We start from the raw sequence: 18,503 nt of genomic DNA on the forward strand, positions 1-18,503 counted from the left end.
GGATGACGGGATGAAGTATCGCATAACCACCTGGCTTGCCGCTGCGCTGATGCTGTCGAGTCTTCACGCCACTGCGGCGAGTTTATCCGATATCCAGGTCTCTAACGGAGACCAGCAGGCCCGTATTACCCTAAGCTTTGTCGGTGAGCCGGAGTACTCCTTTACCCCACAGGGTAAACGTCTGGTGGCGCTGGATATCAAGCAGACCGGCGTATTGCAGGGACTACCGCTGCAGTTTAGCGGCAGCAACCTGGTGAAGAGTATTCGCGCCGGCACGCCGCAGGATACGCAGACGCTGCGTCTGCTGGTGGATCTGACGGAAGATGGCAAAACCCGGGCGGTGAAGCAACAGAACGGGGCGAATTACACGGTGGTCTTTACCATCAACGCCGACGCGCCGCCGCCGCCGCCTCCGCCGCCCGTGGTGGTGAAACGGGCCGACCCGCCGCCGGTGATGCCTTCCCGGACGACGACGTCAGGGCGTAACCCGTTCAGCTCGTCGGGTCATGAACGGCAGACGGTGATGACCTCCTCTCAGCCGGCGATGACCAACAATCAGACCGTGACTCGCCCGGCGGCCCGCACGGTGTCGGCGGATGATAAAGTCATTATCGCCATTGATGCCGGGCACGGCGGCCAGGATCCTGGCGCGATTGGCCCGAACGGCACCAAAGAGAAAAACGTGACTATCGCTATCGCGCGCAAGCTGCGGGCGTTACTGAACGCCGATCCGCAGTTTAAGCCGGTGCTGACCCGCGACGGGGATTACTTTATTTCGGTGATGGGCCGCTCTGACGTGGCGCGTAAGCAAAACGCCAATTTCCTCGTCTCTATCCATGCTGACGCCGCGCCAAACCGCGATGCCACCGGCGCCTCGGTGTGGGTGCTCTCGAACCGTCGCGCCAACAGCGAAATGGCCGGTTGGCTCGAGCAGCATGAGAAGCAGTCTGAACTGCTCGGCGGTGCGGGCGATGTGCTGGCAAACAGCCAGGCCGACCCCTACCTGAGCCAGGCGGTGCTGGATCTGCAGTTTGGTCATTCCCAGCGCGTCGGCTACGATGTGGCGACCAACGTGCTGAGCCAGCTGCAGCGTATTGGCAACCTGCACAAACGCCGCCCGGAGCATGCCAGCCTTGGAGTGCTGCGCTCGCCGGACATCCCGTCGATCCTCGTGGAAACGGGCTTTATCAGTAACAACGGCGAAGAGCGGCTGCTGGGTAGCGATGATTACCAGGAGCAGATTGCGGAGGCGATTTATAACGGCTTACGCAACTACTTTATGCAGCATCCGCTGCAGTCGGCGCCTCGCGGCGAGGCGGCGCAGACTGCCAGCGCCGCGGCGCCGGGCGGGATGTTGATTAACTAAGGAGCAGGGGATGCCGATTCAGGTTCTGCCGCCGCAGCTCGCCAACCAGATTGCCGCCGGCGAGGTGGTGGAGCGGCCCGCGTCGGTGGTGAAAGAGCTGGTTGAGAACAGTCTTGATGCGGGCGCCACGCGGATTGACATTGATATCGAACGCGGCGGCGCGAAGCTTATTCGCATCCGCGATAACGGCAGCGGCATCAAAAAAGACGAGCTGGCGCTGGCCCTGGCTCGTCATGCGACCAGCAAGATCGCCTCGCTTGACGATCTGGAGGCCATTATCAGCCTCGGCTTTCGCGGCGAAGCGCTGGCCAGTATCAGTTCGGTGGCGCGCTTAACGCTGACTTCGCGCACGGCGGAGCAGCAGGAAGCCTGGCAGGCGTATGCTGAAGGCCGCGATCAGGCGGTGACGGTGAAGCCGGCGGCGCACCCGGTCGGTACCACTCTGGAAGTCCTCGATCTGTTCTATAACACCCCGGCGCGGCGCAAATTTATGCGCACCGAAAAGACCGAGTTCGGCCACATTGACGAGGTGGTGCGCCGCATTGCGCTGGCGCGCTTCGACGTCACTATCAACCTCAGCCATAACGGCAAGGTGATGCGCCAGTATCGGGCCGTCGCTCAGGATGGCCAGCGCGAGCGCCGGCTGGGGACAATTTGCGGCGCCGCTTTTCTCGAACATGCGCTGGCGATCGAGTGGCAGCATGGCGATCTGACCCTGCGCGGCTGGGTCGCCGATCCGCTGCATACCACCCCGGCGCTGGCGGAAATTCAGTATTGCTACGTTAACGGGCGGATGATGCGCGATCGGCTGATCAACCATGCTATCCGCCAGGCCTGTGAAGACAAGCTAGGGGCCGATCAGCAACCGGCGTTTGTGCTGTATCTGGAGATCGATCCCCATCAGGTGGATGTAAACGTCCACCCGGCCAAGCATGAGGTGCGTTTCCATCAGTCGCGCCTGGTGCACGACTTTATCTACCAGGGCGTACTGAGCGTACTGCAGCAGCAGCTTGACGCGCCGCTGGCGGAAAAAGACGACCCGCCGGCGCCGCGCCAGATGCCGGAGAACCGCATCGCCGCGGGAGGCAACCAGTTTGCGCGGCCAGCGGAAGCGCGGGAACCTGCGGCCCGCTTCAGCATCACGCCATCGCGTGAGCCTGCGGCCTCCAGCGGCAAACCGGGCGGCGCGAGCTGGCCGCATGCGCAGCCGGGTTACCAGAAGCAGCAGGGAGCGCTTTATCGTCAACTGCTCGACACGCCAACGGCGCCAAAGCCAGCGTTGCAGCCTCCGGCGGCGGCAGAGTTGGCCGGTCACAGTCAGAGCTTTGGCAGAGTGCTGACGATTGTTGGCGGCGACTGCGCGCTGCTGGAGCGCGAGGGCGGTCTGGCGCTGCTGTCGTTGACCGTTGCCGAGCGCTGGCTGCGCCAGGCGCAGTTGACCCCGGGAGCGGAGGCGGTATGTGCTCAGCCGCTGCTGATCCCGCTGCGGTTAAAAGTTACGGAAGGGGAAAAGCAGGCGCTGGCCGCCGCTCAGCCGGCGCTGGCGCAGCTAGGGATCGATGTGCATACCGATGCCCTGCACGTGACGGTGCGCGCGGTCCCTTTACCCTTAAGACAACAAAATTTACAAATCTTGATTCCTGAACTGATAGGCTACCTGGCGCAGCAAAACGCATTCGACGTCGGCAATATCGCCCAATGGATGGCGCGTAATCTGACGAGCGAACAGACGTCATGGAATATGGCGCAGGCGATTGCGCTGCTGGCGGACGTTGAGCGTCTTTGCCCGCAGCTGGTGAGAACGCCGCCGGGTGGCCTGTTACAACCTGTAGATCTCCATTCGGCGATGAATGCCCTGAAAGATGAATGATGTAACCGAGGCGAGCCTGCCCAAGGCAATTTTTTTAATGGGCCCGACGGCCTCCGGCAAAACCGCGCTGGCGATAGCCTTACGTAAAGTTTTGCCAGTAGAGTTGATTAGCGTTGATTCCGCCCTCATTTATCGGGGAATGGATATTGGCACCGCCAAACCGGATGCTGCGGAGCTTAGCGCTGCGCCGCATCGGCTGCTGGATATTTTGGATCCTGCGGAGGCCTATTCCGCGGCGGATTTTCGCCGCGATGCGCTGGCGGCGATGGCGGATATTGTCGCCGCCGGGCGAATTCCGCTGTTAGTCGGCGGAACGATGTTGTATTTCAAAGCGTTGCTGGAAGGATTGTCGCCCTTACCGTCGGCTGACCCAGAGGTCAGAGCGCGGATTGAGCAGCAGGCCGCAGAGCAGGGGTGGAATGCGTTACATCAGCAATTACAGGAGATCGATCCCGTGGCTGCTGCGCGTATTCATCCAAATGATCCGCAAAGGCTTTCCCGGGCACTGGAAGTTTTTTTCATTTCGGGTAAAACTTTAACGGAACTGACGCAAACGTCAGGAGACGCTCTGCCATATCAGGTGCATCAGTTCGCCATCGCCCCGGCGAGCCGTGAACTGCTCCATCAACGCATAGAACAGCGTTTTCATCAGATGTTAGCTTCAGGTTTTGAAGCAGAAGTACGGGCGCTTTTTGCCCGCGGAGATTTGCATACGGACATGCCTTCCATCCGTTGTGTCGGATACCGCCAGATGTGGTCATATCTCAATGGCGAGATCCCGTATGATGAGATGGTTTATCGAGGTGTTTGCGCCACGAGACAGTTAGCCAAACGTCAGGTCACCTGGCTGCGCGGTTGGGAAGGTGTGCACTGGTTAGACAGTGAACAACCTGAACAAGCGCTCAACAAAGTATTACAGGTTGTTGGTGCGAGCCAGAACTGAACGTGTACAATTAAACGGTATCGTGCGTAATTTTTTTTGAGAATCGTAAGGTTCTGAGTACAAAACAAGCATACATATAAGGAAAAGAGAGAATGGCTAAGGGGCAATCTTTACAAGATCCGTTCCTGAACGCTTTGCGTCGGGAACGCGTTCCGGTTTCTATTTATTTGGTGAATGGTATCAAGCTGCAAGGGCAAATTGAGTCTTTCGATCAGTTCGTGATCCTGTTGAAGAACACGGTCAGCCAGATGGTCTATAAGCACGCAATTTCTACTGTTGTCCCGTCTCGCCCGGTGTCTCACCACAGCAACAATGCTGGCGGCGGTTCCAGTAACTATCACCACGGTGGTAGCGCGCAGGGTTCTTCTGCGCCGCAACAAGACAGCGACGACGCCGAATAAGGCCAGTGCTGTTTTTCCACGCCGGGGAGCCAGGTTTTCTGCGTTCCCCGCTGGTATTTTATAAGGGGTTTACGCTTGTTTGACCGTTATGACGCCGGTGAGCAGGCGGTACTGGTACACATCTATTTTTCGCAAGACAAAGATATGGAAGATCTCCAGGAGTTTGAAACTCTGGCCTCTTCCGCCGGTGTCGAAGCAATGCAGGTGATTACCGGTAGCCGTAAAGCACCGCACCCGAAGTATTTTGTTGGTGAAGGTAAGGCAGTCGAAATTGCGGAAGCCGTTAAAGCGACCGGCGCTTCGGTCGTGCTCTTCGATCATGCCCTGAGTCCGGCGCAAGAACGTAACCTGGAACGCCTGTGCGAATGCCGGGTTATCGATCGCACCGGTCTTATTTTAGATATTTTCGCCCAGCGCGCGCGCACCCATGAAGGGAAATTGCAGGTCGAGCTGGCGCAGCTGCGCCATATGGCGACTCGCCTTGTCCGCGGTTGGACCCACCTTGAAAGACAGAAGGGCGGGATTGGTTTGCGTGGCCCGGGTGAAACCCAGCTCGAAACCGACCGCCGTTTATTGCGTAACCGTATCATGCAGATCCTGTCGCGGCTGGAAAAAGTCGAGAAACAGCGCGAGCAGGGGCGGCGGTCGCGTGCGAAAGCCGATATTCCTACCGTGTCGCTGGTGGGCTATACCAACGCCGGAAAATCAACGCTCTTTAACCAGATCACTGCCGCCGAGGTCTATGCCGCGAACCAGCTGTTCGCCACCCTGGACCCGACGCTGCGCCGCATTGACGTCCCTGACGTCGGCGAAACGGTGCTGGCCGATACCGTCGGCTTTATTCGCCACCTGCCGCACGATCTGGTAGCCGCGTTTAAAGCGACGTTGCAGGAGACGCGTCAGGCGACGCTGCTGCTGCATGTGATTGATGCGGCGGATGTCCGCGTGCAGGAAAACATTGATGCGGTAAATACGGTTCTCGCTGAAATTGAGGCCGATGAGATCCCGGCGCTGCTGGTGATGAACAAAATCGACATGCTTGACGATTTTGAACCGCGCATCGATCGCGACGATGAAAATAAACCGATTCGGGTCTGGCTTTCAGCCCAGACCGGGGTTGGCGTACCACTGCTTTTTCAGGCATTAACGGAGCGTCTTTCCGGTGAAGTGGCCCAGCATACGCTTCGCTTACCGCCGAAAGAAGGGCGACTGAGAAGCCGTTTCTATCAGCTTCAGGCGATAGAAAAAGAGTGGATGGAGGATGACGGCAGCGTGAGTCTGCAGGTGCGCATGCCGATCGTTGACTGGCGGCGCCTCTGTAAGCAAGAGCCAACGCTTGTTGACTATGTGGTTTAACCTTGCAGCTTGCCTGAAGATATTGACCCCTGTGGGGATATCAAAAACAAATATGGAGCATATACATGGCGTGGAATCAGCCCGGTAATAACGGACAGGACCGCGACCCGTGGGGGAGCAGCAAACCTGGCGGCAACTCTGAGGGAAATGGCAATAAAGGCGGTCGCGAGCAGGGGCCGCCGGATCTGGATGATATCTTCCGCAAGTTAAGTAAAAAACTTGGCGGGCTCGGCGGCGGCAAGGGCGGACTGGGCGGCGGCAATAGCGCGCAGGGGCCTCGCGGACCGATGGGCGGGCGTATTGTCGGCATCGTTGCCGCGGCGGCAGTGATTATCTGGGCGGCCAGCGGTTTCTATACCATTAAAGAGGCCGAGCGCGGCGTGGTCACCCGTTTTGGTAAGTTCAGCCATCTGGTTGAGCCTGGCCTGAACTGGAAACCGACCTTTATCGATAACGTTCAGGCGGTGAACGTGGAGTCGGTGCGCGAACTTGCGGCTTCCGGCGTCATGCTGACCTCTGACGAAAACGTGGTGCGCGTTGAGATGAACGTGCAGTACCGCGTCACCGATCCGGAGCGCTATCTGTTTAGCGTGACCAGCGCGGACGACAGTCTGCGTCAGGCCACCGACAGCGCGCTGCGCGGCGTGATCGGCAAATACACCATGGATCGCATTCTGACCGAAGGTCGTACCGTGATCCGTAGCGATACCCAGCGTGAGCTGGAAGAGACGATTCGCCCGTACAACATGGGTATCACTCTGCTGGACGTCAACTTCCAGACGGCGCGTCCGCCGGAAGAGGTGAAGGCCGCGTTTGACGATGCCATTGCCGCGCGTGAGAACGAGCAGCAGTACATTCGTGAAGCGGAAGCGTATACCAACGAAGTCCAGCCGCGGGCGAATGGTCAGGCGCAGCGTATCCTCGAAGAGGCACGCGCCTATAAGACCCAGACCGTTCTGGAAGCCCAGGGTGAAGTGGCTCGCTTTGCGAAGATCCTGCCGGAATACAAAGCCGCGCCGGAAATTACCCGCGAGCGTCTGTATATCGAAACCATGGAAAAAGTGCTGAGCCACACCCGTAAAGTGCTGGTCAATGACAGCAAAAACGGCAATCTGATGGTTCTGCCGCTGGATCAGATGCTGAAAGGCGCCGCTGCGCCGGCAGCAAAGAGCGATAGTAGTGACGCCAGCGATCTGCTGCGCCTGCCGCCAGCATCCAGCTCAAGCAGCGCCAGCACCTCATCAACCTCGAGCTCAACCGGGGGTAGCATTATGGACCAACGCCGCGCTAACGCGCAGCGTAACGACTACCAGCGTCAGGGGGAATAACGATGCGTAAATCTGTTATCGCGATCATTGTCATCGTGCTGGTAGTGCTCTACATGTCTGTCTTTGTCGTAAAGGAAGGCGAGCGCGGTATCACGCTGCGTTTCGGTAAAGTTCTGCGCGACGACGAAAACAAGCCGCTGGTGTATGCGCCAGGCCTGCACTTCAAGATCCCGTTTATCGAATCGGTGAAGATGCTGGATGCGCGTATTCAGACCATGGACAACCAGGCTGACCGTTTCGTTACTAAAGAGAAGAAAGACCTGATCGTCGACTCCTATATCAAGTGGCGCATCAGCGACTTCAGCCGTTACTACCTGGCAACCGGCGGCGGCGACGTCTCCCAGGCCGAGGTACTGCTGAAGCGTAAATTCTCTGACCGTCTGCGTTCTGAAATTGGTCGTCTGGATGTGAAAGATATCGTCACCGACTCCCGTGGTCGCCTGACCCTGGAAGTGCGCGATGCGCTGAACTCGGGTTCGGCCGGTACGGAAGATGAGGTTAGCACCCCGGCGGCTGACGACGCGATTGCTAAAGCGGCAGAGCGTGTGGAAGCCGAAACCAACGGTAAAGTGCAGGTGATCAACCCGAACAGTATGGCGGCGCTGGGTATCGAAGTTGTCGACGTACGTATCAAACAGATCAACCTGCCGGCAGAAGTGTCGGAAGCGATTTATAACCGTATGCGCGCGGAGCGTGAAGCGGTTGCTCGTCGCCATCGTTCACAGGGTCAGGAAGAGGCGGAAAAACTGCGCGCGACAGCGGACTATGAAGTCACCAAGACGCTGGCGGAAGCCGAGCGCCAGGGCCGTATCCTGCGTGGTGAAGGTGATGCGGAATCAGCGAAACTGTTTGCCGACGCGTTCAGCCAGGATCCAGGCTTCTACTCCTTTATCCGTAGCCTGCGTGCCTATGAGAAGAGCTTCCAGAGCAATCAGGATGTGATGGTCCTCAGTCCGGACAGCGATTTCTTCCGCTATATGCGTTCACCGGATTCGGCGCGTAAATAAGCCGGAGAAGGTGTAAACCTGAAGTAATAATGCGAAAAGGCGCCTGAAACAGGCGCCTTTTTTCATGCTGCGAGGGCGGGAATTAGTTGCCGAGTAGCTTGTTCAGCAGGCCGCCGATCACCGGCAGGCTTGCCAGCGTACTTTCGATGGTGCCGCCGATAGTCGACCCAACGCTTTCGCCCAGGGTTTTGCCCAGGTCCGGCGCCAGGTCGGCCAGATTGAGGGTGCCAAGCAGTGGCAGGTTAATGCTCAGGGCATCTGTGCCCATCGTCCATGCGGCTGCGCCGACCTTGCTGCCTAAGGCCGCCAGACCATCCTGTAACCAGCCTGCGCCGCTCACATTTTCGATTTCAAATGCGGTTAATTCTCTCATCATAATCTTCCTGATTAAGTAGACGTACCGGGTTGTAGTACGCGATGGCATAGTTACAATTTAAAAAATATCCAGCAATACAATTAGTTGTGAATTTTGTTTCACCTTTCCGGTTCATAATGAAGCTGAAATACGGGACAATGTGAAATGAGGGAATGAATTCACCATGCTGGCCGAGACGCCCGCGAGGGCGGCAATGATACTTTTCAATTAGGGTTGACGATGAACTCCACCATTTGGCTGGCGCTGGCGCTGGTTTTAGTACTTGAAGGGCTTGGCCCGCTGCTTTATCCGCGCGCCTGGCGCAAGATGGTCGCCAGCCTGAGCCAGCTACCGGATAATTTATTGCGTCGTTTTGGCGGCGGACTTGTGGTTGCCGGGATTGTGATCTACTACATGTTGAGGAAATCGATTGGCTGATCAAAAAGTGGTCGGATTTGCCTTATTTTGGATGCAAAAAGTGCTGTAACTCTGAAAAAGCGATGGTAGAATCCATTTTTAAGCAAACGGTGATTTTGAAAAATGGGTAACAACGTCGTCGTACTGGGCACCCAATGGGGTGACGAAGGTAAAGGGAAGATCGTCGATCTCCTGACTGAACGGGCTAAATATGTTGTGCGCTACCAGGGTGGTCACAACGCCGGCCATACTCTCGTAATCAACGGTGAAAAAACCGTTCTCCATCTTATTCCATCAGGCATTCTGCGTGAAAACGTCACCAGCATCATCGGTAACGGCGTCGTGCTGTCTCCGGCCGCGCTGATGAAAGAGATGAAGGGCCTGGAAGACCGTGGTATCCCGGTTCGCGAGCGTCTGCTGCTCTCTGAAGCCTGCCCGCTTATCCTTGACTATCACGTGGCGCTTGACGTGGCGCGTGAAAAAGCGCGTGGCGCGAAAGCGATCGGCACTACCGGTCGCGGCATTGGCCCGGCTTACGAAGATAAAGTCGCTCGTCGCGGTCTGCGCGTTGGCGATCTGTTCGATAAAGCAACCTTCGCCGATAAACTGAAAGAAGTGATGGAATATCACAACTTCCAGTTGGTGAACTTCTACAAAGCAGAAGCGGTTGACTACCAGAAAGTGCTGGACGATGTGATGGCGATTGCCGACATCCTGACCAGCATGGTGGTGGACGTATCCGACCTGCTGGATCAGGCGCGTCAGCGCGGCGACTTCGTGATGTTCGAAGGCGCGCAGGGTACGCTGCTGGATATCGACCACGGTACCTACCCGTACGTTACGTCCTCTAACACCACCGCAGGTGGCGTGGCGACCGGCTCCGGCCTGGGCCCGCGTTATGTGGATTACGTACTGGGCATCATTAAAGCGTACTCGACTCGCGTCGGTGCAGGTCCGTTCCCGACCGAGCTGTTTGATGAAACTGGCGAGTTCCTCTGCAAGCAGGGTAACGAATTCGGCGCCACCACCGGCCGTCGTCGTCGTACCGGCTGGCTGGATGCGGTCGCAGTCCGTCGCGCGGTGCAGATTAACTCCCTGTCCGGCTTCTGCCTGACTAAACTGGACGTCCTCGACGGCCTGAAAGAAGTGAAAATCTGCGTTGGCTACCGTATGCCGGATGGCCGCGAAGTGACCACCACTCCGCTGGCTGCCGATAACTGGGAAGGTATCGAGCCTATCTACGAAACCATGCCGGGCTGGTCCGAAACCACCTTCGGCGTGAAAGAGCGCAGCGGCCTGCCGCAGGCAGCCCTGAACTACATCCAGCGTATTGAAGAGCTGACCGGCGTGCCGGTGGATATCATCTCTACCGGTCCAGACCGTACCGAGACTATGATTCTGCGCGATCCGTTCGACGCGTAATCACTCTCAAGGGGCGCCGTTCGGGCGCCCTTGTTTTTGCTGTTCGCCCGCCCCATTTCAAATAAATTAGCGGCCTGAGCGCTGGCTGGTTTATCATCAATAATAATGATGTCGCTCGACATACCCTGTTTTCTTTTCCCTGAGGTTTATGTGCAGTTAACGAGTTTCACCGATTACGGACTACGCGCGCTGATTTATATGGCGTCGCTGCCGGAAGGACGAATGACCAGTATCTCGGAAGTGACCGAGGTCTATGGCGTCTCCCGTAATCATATGGTTAAAATAATCAATCAGTTAAGTCGCATGGGCTACGTGACTGCCGTGCGGGGGAAGAACGGGGGCATTCGCCTCGGCAAACCAGCAGGACAGATCCGCGTCGGTGACGTGGTGCGTGACCTTGAACCCTTATCGCTGGTCAACTGCAGCAGCGAGTTTTGCCACATTACACCAGCCTGTCGTCTGAAACAGGCACTAGCTGAAGCCGCGCAGAGTTTTCTCAAGGAACTGGATAACTATACGCTGGCTGATTTGGTTGAGAAGAATCAACCGCTTTATAAATTATTGCTGGTGGAGTGACGCCACTCTGCCGGAGATGACAACGGAGGAACCGATATGTCACAAGATCCATTCCAGGAACGCGAAGCTGAGAAGTACGCGAACCCTATCCCGAGCCGGGAATTTATCCTCGAACATTTAACTAAACGGGAAAAGCCTGCCAGCCGCGATGAGCTGGCCATCGAGTTAAATATCGAGGGCGAAGAGCAAACCGAAGCGCTGCGCCGCCGCCTGCGCGCGATGGAGCGCGACGGTCAGCTGGTCTTCACCCGCCGCCAGTGCTATGCCCTGCCGGAACGCCTCGATCTCCTCAAAGGAACCGTTATTGGCCACCGCGATGGCTATGGTTTCCTGCGCGTTGAAGGGCGCAAAGACGATCTGTACCTGTCGTCAGAGCAGATGAAAACCTGTATTCACGGCGACCAGGTGCTGGCTCAGCCGCTGGGCGCGGACCGTAAGGGCCGCCGCGAAGCGCGCATCGTCCGCGTCCTCGTGCCGAAAACCAGCCAGATAGTTGGCCGTTACTTCACCGACGCTGGCGTCGGCTTTGTCGTCCCGGACGACAGCCGCCTGAGCTTCGATATCCTGATCCCGCCGGAAGAGATAATGGGCGCGCGGATGGGCTACGTGGTCGTGGTCGAGCTGACCCAGCGACCAACCCGCCGCACCAAAGCGGTGGGTAAAATCGTCGAAGTGCTGGGCGACAACATGGGCACCGGCATGGCCGTCGATATGGCGCTGCGTACCCATGAAATTCCTTATGTCTGGCCGCCGGCGGTGGAAAAACAGGTTTCCGGTCTCAAAGAACAGGTGCCGGAAGAGGCGAAGGCCGGACGCGTCGATTTACGCTCGCTGCCGCTGGTTACCATTGACGGCGAAGATGCCCGCGACTTCGATGACGCGGTGTACTGCGAGAAGAAACGCGGCGGCGGCTGGCGCCTGTGGGTAGCCATTGCCGACGTCAGCTACTACGTGCGCCCGGGGACGCCGCTGGATGCGGAAGCGCGCAGTCGTGGCACCTCGGTCTACTTCCCGTCGCAGGTAGTGCCGATGCTGCCGGAAGTGCTGTCTAACGGTCTATGCTCGCTGAACCCGCAGGTCGATCGCCTGTGTATGGTGTGCGAGATGACGATTTCGTCAAAAGGCCGTCTGACCGGTTATAAATTCTATGAAGCGGTGATGAGTTCACATGCTCGCCTGACCTACACCAAAGTGTGGCATATGCTGCAGGGTGACCAGGAACTGCGCGAACACTACGCGCCGCTGGTGAAGCACATTGAAGAGCTGCATAACCTCTACAAAGTGCTGGAGAGCGCCCGCGAAGAGCGCGGTGGTATCTCATTTGAAAGTGAAGAAGCTAAATTCATCTTCAATGCCGAACGCCGTATTGAGCGTATCGAACAGACTCAGCGTAACGATGCGCATAAGCTGATTGAAGAGTGCATGATCCTGGCGAACATCTCCGCCGCGCGCTTCGTTGAGAAGGCGCAGGAGCCGGCGCTGTTCCGTATCCATGATAAGCCAACCACCGAAGCGATTACCTCCTTCCGTACCGTGCTGGCTGAGCTGGGACTGGAGCTGCCTGGCGGCAACAAGCCGGAGCCGCGTGATTACGCAGAGCTGCTAACCTCCATCGCCGATCGCCCGGATGCGGAAATGCTGCAGACGATGCTCCTGCGCTCCATGAAGCAGGCGGTCTACGATCCGGAAAACCGCGGTCACTTTGGCCTGGCGCTGCAGTCATACGCCCACTTCACCTCGCCGATTCGTCGTTACCCGGACCTGTCGCTGCACCGCGCTATCAAGTATCTGCTGGCCAAAGAGCAGGGACATAAAGGCAACAGCACCGAGACCGGCGGCTGGCACTACAGCATGGAAGAGATGCTCCAGCTGGGTCAGCACTGTTCGATGACCGAGCGCCGCGCCGACGAAGCGACGCGCGAAGTGTCTGACTGGCTGAAGTGTGACTTCATGCAGGATCAGGTGGGCAACATCTTCTCCGGCGTGATCGCCAGCGTGACCGGCTTTGGCTTCTTCGTCCGCCTGAACGATCTGTTTATCGACGGTCTGGTGCATGTTTCCAGCCTGGATAACGACTATTATCGTTTCGATCAGGTGGGGCAGCGTCTCATTGGTGAGTCCGGCGGCCAGACCTATCGCCTGGGCGACCGCGTGGAAGTCCGTGTGGAAGCGGTCAACATGGACGAGCGGAAAATCGACTTTACCCTGATCTCCAGCGAGCGTGCGCCGCGTAATGTCGGCAAGACCGCCCGTGAGAAAGCGAAAAAGAGTACCTCTGGCAAGCCGGGCGGCCGTCGCCGCCAGGTGGGTAAGCAGGTAAACTTCGAGCCGGACAGCGCTTTCCGTAAAGAGAAAGAGACCGCCCGACCGAAGAAAGAGAAAAAAGCGAAAAAACCGTCGGCGAAAACACAGAAAATCGCCGCCGCGACGAAAGCCAAGCGCGCGGCAAAGAAGAAGATCGCCGAGTGATTGACCTCCCTTCACCCTGAAGTCTGCTGACGCAGGATGGGGTGAAGGGGGCAGATAACAGAACCTAAAACGAGTACATCAATGAGTGAAATGATTTACGGCATCCATGCGGTGCAGGCACTGCTGGAGCGCGCACCTGAGCGTTTTCAGGAAGTTTATATTCTGAAAGGCCGTGAGGATAAGCGCTTGCTGCCGCTGATCCATGCCCTGGAAGCGCAGGGCGTGGTGATTCAGCTGGCCAACCGTCAGTTTCTTGATGAGAAGAGCGAAGGCGCTGTGCACCAGGGGATCATTGCCCGCGTGAAGCCGGGGCGTCAGTATCAGGAGAACGATCTGCCGGATCTGCTGGCGCAGCTCGATCAACCGTTCCTGCTGATCCTCGACGGCGTAACCGATCCGCACAACCTCGGCGCCTGCCTGCGTAGCGCTGACGCCGCCGGCGTGCATGCGGTGATCGTGCCAAAAGATCGTTCCGCTCAGTTGAATGCGACGGCGAAGAAAGTGGCCTGCGGCGCGGCGGAGAACGTCCCGCTGATCCGCGTCACCAACCTGGCGCGCACCATGCGTCTGCTGCAGGAAGAGAACGTCTGGATCGTCGGAACTGCAGGGGAAGCCGACCATACGCTGTTCCAGAGCAAAATGACCGGCCCGATGGCGCTGGTGATGGGCGCGGAAGGCGAAGGCATGCGTCGTCTGACCCGCGAACACTGTGATGAATTGATCAGCATCCCGATGGCGGGCAGCGTCTCCTCGCTGAACGTCTCGGTGGCTACCGGCATCTGTCTGTTTGAAGCAGTACGCCAGCGCAGCTAAGCTGAACCATCGACGAATCAAAAAAAGCCATCCTCCGGGATGGCTTTTTTGTGACCGCTCTCGCGGGCGAGTATCCCTCCGGATAACCATACTTATGGCTATCGCCATTGATGGAGGGAGACACGATGCACTGGCAAACGCACACCGTTTTTAATCAACCCACCCCGCTGAATAACAGCAATCTGTTTCTGTCCGATACCGCTCTGCGTGAAGCAGTGGTCCGCGAAGGCGCCGGCTGGGATGGCGATCTGCTCGCCAGCATTGGCCAGCAGCTGGGGACAGCCGAATCGCTGGAGCTGGGACGCCTGGCCAACAGCAATCCGCCGGAGCTGCTGCGCTATGACGCCACCGGCGCCCGGCTGGACGACGTGCGCTTTCATCCCGCCTGGCACCTGCTGATGCAGGGGCTGTGCGCGAACCGGGTACATAACCTCGCCTGGCAGGAGGATGCCCGCGAAGGCGCGTTTGTTGCCCGCGCCGCCCGCTTTCTGCTCCATGCCCAGGTGGAGGCCGGGACGTTGTGCCCGATTACCATGACCTTCGCCGCGACGCCCCTGCTGCAGCACGCCCTGCCCGCGCCCTTTCGCGACTGGCTGTCGCCGCTGCTGAGCGACCGTTACGATCCGCACCTTGCGCCTGGCGGCCAGAAGCGCGGCCTGCTGATCGGCATGGGGATGACCGAGAAGCAAGGGGGGTCTGATGTGCTGAGCAATACCACTCGCGCGGAGAAAACGGCGGAAGGGTTTTACCGACTGGTGGGACACAAGTGGTTCTTCTCGGTGCCGCAGAGCGATGCTCACCTGGTGCTGGCTCAGGCTCCGGCGGGGCTCTCATGCTTCTTTGTGCCGCGTCTGCTGCCCGACGGGCAGCGTAACGGCGTGCGTCTTGAACGCTTAAAAGAGAAGCTCGGCAACCGCTCCAACGCCAGTAGCGAAGTGGAGTTTTATGAGGCCTGCGGCTGGCTGGTGGGCGACGAAGGCGACGGCGTGCGGCAGATCCTCAGGATGGGCGGCCTGACCCGCTTTGACTGCGCGCTGGGCAGCCATGCCCTGATGCGTCGCGCCTTCTCGGTGGCGCTGTATCACGCGCTACAGCGTCAGGCGTTTGGCAAAAACCTGGTCGAACAGCCGATGATGCGCCAGCTGCTGGGGCAAATGGCGCTTCGTCTGGAGGGGCAGACCGCGTTTCTGTTTCGCCTGGCGCGGGCCTGGGACCGTCGGGATGATGCCCGGGAAAGCGCCTGGGCGCGCCTGTTTACGCCTGCGGCCAAGTTTGCCATCTGTAAGGCCGGTATCCCGTTTGTCGCCGAGGCGATGGAAGTGCTGGGCGGCATCGGCTATTGCGAGGAGAGCGAACTCCCGCGCCTCTACCGTGAGATGCCGGTCAACAGCATCTGGGAAGGCTCCGGCAATATTATGTGCCTCGATGTGATGCGGGTGCTGAGCAAGCAGCCGGCGGCGATGGAGCTGCTGGCCGCGGAGTGTGCGGAGGTGAAAGGGCAGAACCGCCATCTCGACCGCGCATGGCGTCAGCTGCAGCAACTGCTGAAACGACCCGCCGAAGAGCAGGGGAGAGAGATTGCCCGGCTGGTCTATCGTCTTGGCGCGGGGGCGCAGATGCTGCGCCATGCTTCGCCGCCGCTGGCCGAAGCCTGGTGCCGGATGATGCTCGACACCCGCGGCGGCATACGTCTTGACGCGCCGACCCTCGACGACCTGCTGCTGCGGGCTATGGGGCGCGGGCGCCAGGCGCCTCAGGCGTAGAGAATGGCCTGCACGCGCCAGCTGTCCGGCTGTTGTTCCTCGTACATCTGAATAATGCGATACCAGGAGGCGCCTTGCTCGTCTGCTTTGCGGGCAATGGCGTGCTCTACATCCTGTTGGCTACCGGAAAGATTAGTGACGGAGATCAGACCGATTTCATTCAGGCCAGTGACGCAATCCGCGCTGGCGAATTCGGCTGACTGCGCGGACGTATTGGCCGTCGCAGCGGTTAACAGCAGGCTGGATAGGGTAAAAGATCGTTTCATCGTCAGCTCCATTTCACGTAGTCCCAAGGGCAGTCCGTTGCTAACGTCCTGCCAGGTGGCTGGCCGAACGTTATTATGCACAGGAGAACGTGAATGGACGCAAAGCTGTGTAAAGCAGATTTAAAGACGCCGCCTCGTTATCGACGATAGAGGATCGCCTGCGAATACCACTGGCCGGGTACCATGGTGTCATCGATCATGATGATGACGTAGTAATCGGCTTTGGCCGCTTCTGCTTTGGCCTTCAGCGCCGCTTCGACATCCATCGGCGAACCGTACATCAGTACACTCACCGTGGCCATTTTATGCAGGCCAGCCGTCTGGTAGCGCTGGATCTCCTGCGGATGGTCGGTGGCGGGCGGCGGGGCTTCCGGCGTTCCCTGCAGGGCGCTACACCCGCTGAGGACGATAGCCAGTAACCACGGTGAAAACCTGCGCATAACCATATCTCGTTTCCTGATAGTGATAGTGTAGTGGTAGCCTTAACAGGATTGCCGGGGAATGTTCCCGAACTGTTATCTCTGACGCGATTTTCGAATGAAAATGTTGTGAAAGCGTAACCGGGTTCTCAACATTATGAATCGTAGCAAACTGGGTTGCCTGGTGAATGAATTTTCCCATGACGCCTAACCACGATAGAGAAGGAAGACGATAAATGATTGCACTAGAAATGCGCAACCTCGGCGGTGGTGAAATTTTACATGCCTGTCCGCAGGAGAGTCTAGATAAGCCCTTGCCCTGTATCGTCTTTTATCATGGCTTTACCTCGTCGAAGCTGGTCTATAGCTACTTTGCGGTGGCGCTGGCCGAGGCCGGATTCCGGGTGATCATGCCCGACGCGCCGGAGCATGGGGCGCGCTATCAGGGCGATGAGGCCGGGCGGATGCAGCGCTTCTGGCCGATTCTGCAGCAGAATTTCAGGGAGTTTCCTGCGCTGCGCGAGGCGATAATCGCTGAAGGATGGCTGGAAGGGGAGCGGCTGGCGGTGGCGGGCGCTTCGATGGGTGGAATGACGGCGTTGGGCATCATGACGCATCACCCCGAGCTGAACAGCGTCGCCTGTCTGATGGGGTCGGGCTATTTTCGTTCCCTGTCGCAAACCCTGTTCCCCTCGCCTGATTTTGATGTCGATAGCCTCAACGAATGGGATGTCAGCCATCAGCTGGCGTCCCTTGCCCGGCGGCCGCTGTTGCTCTGGCATGGCGATGCCGATGACGTGGTGCCGCCGGAAGAAACCTTTCGACTAGAGCAGGCGCTCCGGCAGGCTGACCTTGCCGCCAGGCTGACCTGTGTCTGGCAGAAAGGCGTCCGCCATCGCATTACGCCAGAGGCGCTGGCTACCACGGTCGCCTTTTTTCAGCAGCACCTTTAAACGCGGATTACGCTGACGCCTTGATCCTCAAGCTGTTTGAGGATCGCGGCATCGGCCTGTTTGCCGGTGATCACCACGTCTATTTGTCCGGCCTGGCTGAATAGCATCCCGGCGCGCTCGCCGATCTTGCTGCTGTCGACCAGCACCGCCAGTTTGCCGACCACGTTAAGCATTTTTTGCTCGGCCATGGCGGTCAACATATCCGTTTTGTAGAGGCCTTCGGCGGTGAGCCCTTTGCCGCTGGTAAACATCCAGTGTCCGGCATAGAGGCTGTTCTCGCTACCGTGGGGGCTGAGGGTGATGGCGTGGCTGCGGTTGTACTGGCCGCCCATGATAATCACGCTGTCATGCTCCTGGTCGATCAGGTAGTTAGCCAGCGGCAGATAGTTGGTGATGATCTGCACCGGTTTGCCGCACAGTTCCCGACCCAACAGAAAGGCGGTGGAGCCGCAGTTAATGACGATGCTCTCACCCGGCGCGATCAGTTGCGAAGCGGCGCGTGCAATACGCACTTTTTCATCCAGATTTTGCGCCTGGTGGATGTTCATCGGCGTCCAGCGGGGGCGCTGTTCGCTAATGGCTTCCGCGCCATTACGAACCTTTTTCAGTTTGCCGCTTTCATCCAGCTTGTTGATATCACGTCGGGCGGTAGCGGGTGAGATCCCGAGCCGCGACATCACCTGCTCCACGGTAACAAACCCCGTTTGGGCGAGCAGATCCAGCAGAATTTGGTGCCTTTGCGCTTCCGTCATGAGCGAATCCGATTAAAAGTGAACGGC

At 58.4% G+C, this 18,503-nt stretch carries 18 protein-coding genes; 14 read left to right on the plus strand and 4 right to left on the minus strand.

Features of this window, described 5'->3' with window-relative positions; genetic code table 11:
* Positions 1–10 precede the first annotated feature (10 nt).
* The 7 genes from amiB to hflC all read left to right on the plus strand — a co-directional run bounded on the left by amiB (position 11) and on the right by hflC (position 8,271).
* Positions 11–1,366 (plus strand): N-acetylmuramoyl-L-alanine amidase AmiB, encoded by a 1,356-nt coding sequence (gene amiB / locus HMPREF3140_RS18115; RefSeq protein WP_004152021.1) that lies wholly within the window; start codon positions 11–13, stop codon positions 1,364–1,366.
* Between the two features lie 10 nt (positions 1,367–1,376).
* The gene (gene mutL / locus HMPREF3140_RS18120; protein ID WP_032412810.1) at positions 1,377–3,236 is read left to right on the plus strand and encodes a DNA mismatch repair endonuclease MutL; all 1,860 of its coding nucleotides are present in this window, start codon (positions 1,377–1,379) and stop codon (positions 3,234–3,236) included.
* Entirely contained in the window at positions 3,229–4,179 is a 951-nt protein-coding gene (gene miaA / locus HMPREF3140_RS18125) for a tRNA (adenosine(37)-N6)-dimethylallyltransferase MiaA (RefSeq protein ID WP_002885652.1), read from the plus strand. Before mutL ends, miaA begins: the two co-directional genes overlap by 8 nt.
* A 92-nt stretch (positions 4,180–4,271) precedes the next feature.
* Positions 4,272–4,580 (plus strand): RNA chaperone Hfq, encoded by a 309-nt coding sequence (gene hfq / locus HMPREF3140_RS18130; protein ID WP_002885659.1) that lies wholly within the window; start codon positions 4,272–4,274, stop codon positions 4,578–4,580.
* Positions 4,581–4,655: 75 nt separating this feature from the next.
* On the plus strand, positions 4,656–5,936 hold the full coding sequence (hflX, locus tag HMPREF3140_RS18135) for a ribosome rescue GTPase HflX (RefSeq protein ID WP_004146725.1): 1,281 nt from the start codon (positions 4,656–4,658) through the stop codon (positions 5,934–5,936).
* 65 nt (positions 5,937–6,001) lie between these two features.
* On the plus strand, positions 6,002–7,264 hold the full coding sequence (gene hflK, locus HMPREF3140_RS18140) for an FtsH protease activity modulator HflK (protein WP_004146726.1): 1,263 nt from the start codon (positions 6,002–6,004) through the stop codon (positions 7,262–7,264).
* Between the two features lie 2 nt (positions 7,265–7,266).
* On the plus strand, positions 7,267–8,271 hold the full coding sequence (gene hflC, locus HMPREF3140_RS18145; protein WP_002885662.1) for a protease modulator HflC: 1,005 nt from the start codon (positions 7,267–7,269) through the stop codon (positions 8,269–8,271).
* A gap of 82 nt (positions 8,272–8,353) precedes the next feature.
* Here the strand turns inward: hflC and HMPREF3140_RS18150 are convergent, their stop codons facing one another.
* Positions 8,354–8,644: a hypothetical protein gene (locus HMPREF3140_RS18150; protein WP_021312666.1), complete on the minus strand. Its 291-nt coding sequence runs from the start codon at positions 8,642–8,644 to the stop codon at positions 8,354–8,356.
* A 222-nt stretch (positions 8,645–8,866) separates the two neighbouring features.
* Here HMPREF3140_RS18150 and HMPREF3140_RS18160 point away from each other — a divergent pair, with 222 nt between their 5' ends.
* The 6 genes from HMPREF3140_RS18160 (at position 8,867) to HMPREF3140_RS18185 (ending at position 16,086) form a co-directional block, all read left to right on the plus strand.
* Entirely contained in the window at positions 8,867–9,064 is a 198-nt protein-coding gene (locus tag HMPREF3140_RS18160) for a DUF2065 domain-containing protein (RefSeq protein ID WP_002885664.1), read from the plus strand.
* Between the two features lie 102 nt (positions 9,065–9,166).
* On the plus strand, positions 9,167–10,465 hold the full coding sequence (locus HMPREF3140_RS18165) for an adenylosuccinate synthase (protein WP_002885665.1): 1,299 nt from the start codon (positions 9,167–9,169) through the stop codon (positions 10,463–10,465).
* Between the two features lie 150 nt (positions 10,466–10,615).
* Positions 10,616–11,041 (plus strand): nitric oxide-sensing transcriptional repressor NsrR, encoded by a 426-nt coding sequence (nsrR, locus tag HMPREF3140_RS18170; protein ID WP_002885667.1) that lies wholly within the window; start codon positions 10,616–10,618, stop codon positions 11,039–11,041.
* Positions 11,042–11,077: 36 nt separating this feature from the next.
* Positions 11,078–13,510 carry a ribonuclease R gene (rnr, locus tag HMPREF3140_RS18175; RefSeq protein ID WP_002885668.1) on the plus strand — a complete coding sequence of 811 codons (2,433 nt, stop codon included), beginning with the start codon at positions 11,078–11,080 and terminating at the stop codon, positions 13,508–13,510.
* Positions 13,511–13,591: 81 nt separating this feature from the next.
* Entirely contained in the window at positions 13,592–14,323 is a 732-nt protein-coding gene (gene rlmB, locus HMPREF3140_RS18180) for a 23S rRNA (guanosine(2251)-2'-O)-methyltransferase RlmB (RefSeq protein ID WP_002885669.1), read from the plus strand.
* Between the two features lie 125 nt (positions 14,324–14,448).
* Positions 14,449–16,086, plus strand: coding sequence for an isovaleryl-CoA dehydrogenase (locus HMPREF3140_RS18185; RefSeq protein WP_004178342.1), 1,638 nt, complete (start codon positions 14,449–14,451; stop codon positions 16,084–16,086).
* Here the strand turns inward: HMPREF3140_RS18185 and yjfN are convergent.
* Positions 16,077–16,352: a DUF1471 family protease activator YjfN gene (gene yjfN, locus HMPREF3140_RS18190; RefSeq protein WP_002885673.1), complete on the minus strand. Its 276-nt coding sequence runs from the start codon at positions 16,350–16,352 to the stop codon at positions 16,077–16,079. The two genes, HMPREF3140_RS18185 and yjfN, sit on opposite strands and share 10 nt — an antisense overlap.
* 137 nt (positions 16,353–16,489) lie before the next feature.
* A complete protein-coding gene (gene bsmA / locus HMPREF3140_RS18195; RefSeq protein ID WP_004177699.1) occupies positions 16,490–16,798 on the minus strand; it encodes a biofilm peroxide resistance protein BsmA in 309 nt (102 codons plus the stop codon).
* A 209-nt stretch (positions 16,799–17,007) separates the two neighbouring features.
* On the opposite strand from bsmA, the gene yjfP reads away from it, so the two are divergent.
* Positions 17,008–17,724 (plus strand): esterase, encoded by a 717-nt coding sequence (gene yjfP / locus HMPREF3140_RS18200; RefSeq protein ID WP_004178343.1) that lies wholly within the window; start codon positions 17,008–17,010, stop codon positions 17,722–17,724.
* On the opposite strand, the gene ulaR is transcribed toward yjfP, so the two are convergent.
* Positions 17,721–18,476: an HTH-type transcriptional regulator UlaR gene (gene ulaR, locus HMPREF3140_RS18205; protein ID WP_004177697.1), complete on the minus strand. Its 756-nt coding sequence runs from the start codon at positions 18,474–18,476 to the stop codon at positions 17,721–17,723. The two genes, yjfP and ulaR, sit on opposite strands and share 4 nt — an antisense overlap.
* Positions 18,477–18,503: the final 27 nt, after the last annotated feature.

This window comes from Klebsiella sp. HMSC16A12, from assembly GCF_001808265.1.
In the GTDB taxonomy this organism is placed as follows: Bacteria; Pseudomonadota; Gammaproteobacteria; order Enterobacterales; family Enterobacteriaceae; genus Klebsiella; species Klebsiella pneumoniae.